The 5,117-nt window shown below is 34.5% G+C and carries 1 protein-coding gene; it reads right to left on the bottom strand.

Translation table 11 applies throughout. The features are described from left to right. On the bottom strand, window positions 1–5,065 hold a 5,065-nt coding region (locus ACKI5C_RS02815), incomplete at its 3' end, for a chitobiase/beta-hexosaminidase C-terminal domain-containing protein (RefSeq protein ID WP_407431714.1). Window positions 5,066–5,117: the final 52 nt, after the last annotated feature.

The following is a 5,117-nucleotide window of genomic DNA, read 5'->3' as shown; positions in this document are numbered from 1 at the left end:
TCCTGGCTTCAATATCATCACTATGGGAATGCATTTTCCAAACAAGGTTCTCGCTCACATAAACATTCTTAACATAACCATTAAAGTTAAGGCCATTGAATGTTCCTTCAATGGTATTCAAAGTTACATTTACACGAATTGCAGACCCCTCAAATAAAATGCCGTCTGCACTGGTTTCATTAATAGTGTTGTTGATTATGTTCACATCTCTATTAGTGTTGTTAAATCGAATTCCAAAGAACCCTCTAGTTATGAGGTTATTGGTTATGCTTGTTTTATTTGAATTATTAAGCAGAATGGCTTGTGCTTTGCCTTTAAGGAATCTGCCATTATTATCAAACACGGAATTGTTTATTATGGTGTCTGATGATTTAATGACTGAAACTCCATTGCAATATGAATCACTGCTATTAACACGATTTAAAACTGTGTTGGAACTTCCCTCGATGTTAATTCCATTATAGGACTTACTGGAAGAGGAATCCTTAATCAAACTATTAGAACTATTTAAAATATTAAATCCATTTCCATTCCTAGAATATGCTGCGGTATTCAAAATGCTGACATTACTGCTTTCATTGACTAGAATAACATCTCCACTATTTTCAAGAGAAAAACCATTTATTGTAGTGCCGCTAGCATTTGATCCAATACGGAAAACAGGGTCAACGCCATTTCCAACAAGCAAGGTATTATTTGTGCTTATAATGTTTAATGGTTTGTTGACAGTGAAGTTAGCACCAGCAATTTTGTCATAATTGATTACTATCTTGCTATTAGGTTCAGCATCATCGAGGATTTTCTGAATCTTTTCCACAAGTGTTTCATTGACCAATATGGCATCTGTAATATTTAATGTTAGATTGCCAACATTGCAGTAATTCTCTGCAGGGTCGACTGCAACAAACTGGAGCAAGGTATCTGTCTCAATTAAAACTGGCTCGTAATATTCTCTTCTTGTGGAGCTGCTTTTAGGGTCTGTGCCATCTACAGTATAATAAATTGTATACTCTCCCCAATTATCAGAGGATGTTAAAGTTACATTTTGACTGCCACGATATTCTGCATCAATGGCAATTATATTATCAATGGTTGCAACAACATCACTAGGAGGGGTAATGTCATGATTGATCACTTCTATAGTCTTATTGCAGCCCAATAACACCCCACTATGATTAACGGTTAAATACACTGTATAATTGCCTGGGCGGAAATATTCATGAACTGGATTTTCCAAGCTGGAGTATCTATAATCTCCAAAACGCCAATAATATGTGTTATTCCCTTCAGTGGCTATGCTTGTGAATTTAATTCCACGTTCTGTACCGTTCACATGTTCCCATGTAAATTCTGCGCTTAAATCATTGAAAGTATATATACCCTGTGTAGTGGGGACAATCAATGTGCCATCATCAGTCAATGTGAGTCCTGATAAAACTTTAGGGTTTCCATATTTTCCTGTCAATTCATAAGACCAAATCTCATTGCCTTCTAAATCATATGCATAAACAGTGTAATTGCTGGCAAAATACATCATTCCATTTTCTGAAATTAAAGGGGATGCTGCAGAAAATCCTGCGTTTGTCACATTAACATCCCATAAGCATTCTCCAGTGCTGATGTCAAATGCATATAATTTGCCTTGCAGCCCATCATAACTTTTTAGACCTAAAATGTAAGCCTTGCCATCATAGATTGAAGGAGTGCTAAAAAGATATTGGAGTCGGGTTAAGCCATCTCCATCATTCACATATTGAGTGCCGTTAAGATAATAAATGTTTAATGAGGGATTTTGTCTGACTACCGTCTTCTTTAAAACATATAAAAGTCCATCAGGGCCAATAGTTACAGATGCACTTTCATTAATGATGCTTTTTGATTTAATGAATCCTTTTACAGTGCCATCCCAATTAATTAATGCGACGGAACCATCCTTAAGGACCAAATAAACTGTGCCGTCCTCTGCTATTGCAGGGGTGGAACCTCCAGTTGAAACTGGCAATTCACAAATCCATTTAAGGTTATTATTTTTAAATGCGAATATTTTAGTAAAGCTATCATTTCCACTTATTGCATAAAGTGTTCCATCAGGGCCGAATTTAATGCTGGAACCGAGACAATAATCTCCTAACTCATATTTCCATACAAGATACCCGTCATTATCCAGTTCATAAAGGGTGCTGTTTTCCCAGTTGCTAAAGTAAATATGCCCATTAGAACCTATGGCTGGAGTGGAAATGATTTTGCTTCGAGTTCCATATGCCCAAACAGTTTTTCCTTCGCTGTTTAAGCAGTAAAGATAACCGTCTTCACCTGCAACATAAATCAGGCCATCCTTATCTATAAGTACGGATGCATCACTTGCAATATCAAGTCTAGACCATTTGCTGATGTTGGTTATGGGACCAGACTGATTTGAAACACCTGTATTATTAAGATTGCCTTGATATTCTCCCCATATTGCACCGGAATCCTCATCAGACAAATCAGACTCCTTAAGGTAAGTTACGCTTACATCAGGTGCATTGAAGCAATCCAATCTTGCATAGTTTCCAGCTGCATCTATTGCGGTAGCATGAACAGTAGTGGATTTGTCAATCTTAAATGCTCCATCATAAACAATGCGAGTATCGCTGGCTTTAGGGTCTGATCCATCTAAGGTATAATAGATTATCGCATCGGCACTATCACATACAATTTCCACAATAAGAGTGTCATTAAACACAGTACTTGGAGTAATGTATGTAATTTTAGGGACTGTAGAATCAATTGCAATAGGCAAAGTGTAATTTTGGTTCAGTAATGAGAAAGTGATATATTCAACACCTTTATCATTGCTGGTGAAATTAAACTCCCCTTTTCCATTGACAATGCTGCATTCACCACAGGAACCATCATTGGATTGGAATTTGATTAACATGTCCGCAATAGTGCTGGATATGACAGACTCATAATCAGAACCATCAACGGTATTCTCTCCATTGCTATTGCAAGTTAAATCAACATATATAATATAACTGGCATTTACTGCTAGCAAGTCAGAATCTGAACTTAAATTAAGAACCAAATATGGACAAATATTATTCAATTCCCCTTCACTCAAGTAAACTATATCATAATTATCAGACGGTAGGGTAGAGTTAGCTATAAAGCTTGGATTATTTTTACCCCACCAATTATTGGAATAGTTAACTGAATCCTCACAGTAGACTAAACTGGAATTTGAGTTGCTGTAAATGGCATTATAATGTATATTGGAAATTCCGCTTAGGACCTCAATGCCAATGGAATTGTCATGGATAATATTATTTGAAACGTTCAATTCTCCTCCAGTCTGATTGATGGCAATATCGCACTTGGACAGATTGCTGTTTATAATGCTTGCATTTGCATCAATGAATTTTAATCCTACAGATCCGTAAACATGGTCGCTTGAAAGTGTATTTAATGTAAGGTTATCCAAAATTCCATAACTATTGGAAATGATGAAATCATGCTTAAGTTTTTTCTCATTAGTGTAATAATTCAAAATGAATAAATCCTTAATGTCAAAACTTGAATTAGAAATATCAAATTTGGAATTATCAAAATTTGAACTGTAAAATTTCACATTTCCATTGTATGCTGTGACATTTGAAAAATCTTCCAATTTAGTGCCATTTAAATAGATGTCAGCATTGCTAGATTCTAAATTAATGTTTTTTAATTTGGATTCCTTAAAAGACAAGCTTCCTCCAATGATGTTGACTTTTGAGTTTTTGTCTATAGTGGAATTGATAAATCCTATGTTTCCTTGGATATTAACAGATGAATTTGAAATCGAGGAGTCTATAAATTCTAAATTGGAACCATTTTCACCATCAATTTCAATATTCAAATTCTTCAATTTCAGATTTCTGATTTTCACATCAGAATCCTTGTCAGTGGTGAAAACCAAATTACTTGTTTTGTTTAACAATGTAGTATTATTAAAGATTAAAGTAACGGATTTATTCAGCATAAGATCTTCACTATAGTACTCAAGATTCAAATATGGATTAACTATGATTGTATCATTTTCAATTGCCCCATCTATAGCTTCCTGAATAGTGCAGAAGGTTTCACCGCTACGCTCTATGACTGGACCATACAAATTAAGGCTGTAAGTATCAGTGCAATAATCGCTGGATACAGTTAATGATGCAGTAGGGTATACTCCATTTTCAAATGTATGTATTGGATTGCGTTCAGTGCTGGTAGAGCCATCACCGAAATCCCAAAGCCAACTGCCGATTAAACCATAAGATCCGTCTGTAAATTCAACAGTATAATTGTTATCTGTCTTATTGATTATCTTACCTGTGAAATTAGCATGATTCAGATTGTTAACTACAACAGAAAAATCATCAATTAAAACATAGCTCATAATTGCAGTTGTAATGCTTAGCATATGAAATCCATTGATATGGGATGTATCTATGCTAATTAAATTCCAATGTTTCCCTTCTTGACCTTCAAATACATACATTTCAGTAAAATCATCACCTATTGTTACGGTTATTGGAACTCCATTGGACATAAACCAAAAATTAAGAGTATCAACAACAGTGAAATCAATGGTTTGGCTTATTGAAGCTGAGAAAAAGGATATGGATTTATTATCTTCATCATGAGACTGTGAAGAAATTCCAGTACGACTTGCAAAGCTTCCATAAGTATCCCAATAATTTATAGAATCATTGAAACTCGGATTCTTGATAATGAATTCATCATATATTTGGGCATCTCCTTCGCTTAAATGATTGGAATCTCCTTGAGTAAGTTTAGAATTGTCATCATTTAATGCATTTGAGCTTTTTGCATTTTCGTTTTCAAGATTTTTACTATTTTCATCATTATACAAAGAAGAATCATCAATTAAATTAATATTATCATCAATCTCGGATTGGGAAATTTCCTCTGAAACAATATCCTCTGAAGAAATATCCTGTGCTGTATTGGATATAGAAATCTCTTCAACATCATTAGATAAATTAGCATTATCCCCATCTGATAAGTCTTCTGCAGATACTGCTGATAAAGACAATAATAATATCAAAGATATTGAAAATACTAAAATAATTGATTTATTCAAATTC

This window comes from Methanobrevibacter sp. (assembly GCF_045646045.1).
In the GTDB taxonomy this organism is placed as follows: Archaea; Methanobacteriota; Methanobacteria; order Methanobacteriales; family Methanobacteriaceae; genus Methanocatella.
This window is presented reverse-complemented; position numbering and strand designations above follow the sequence as displayed.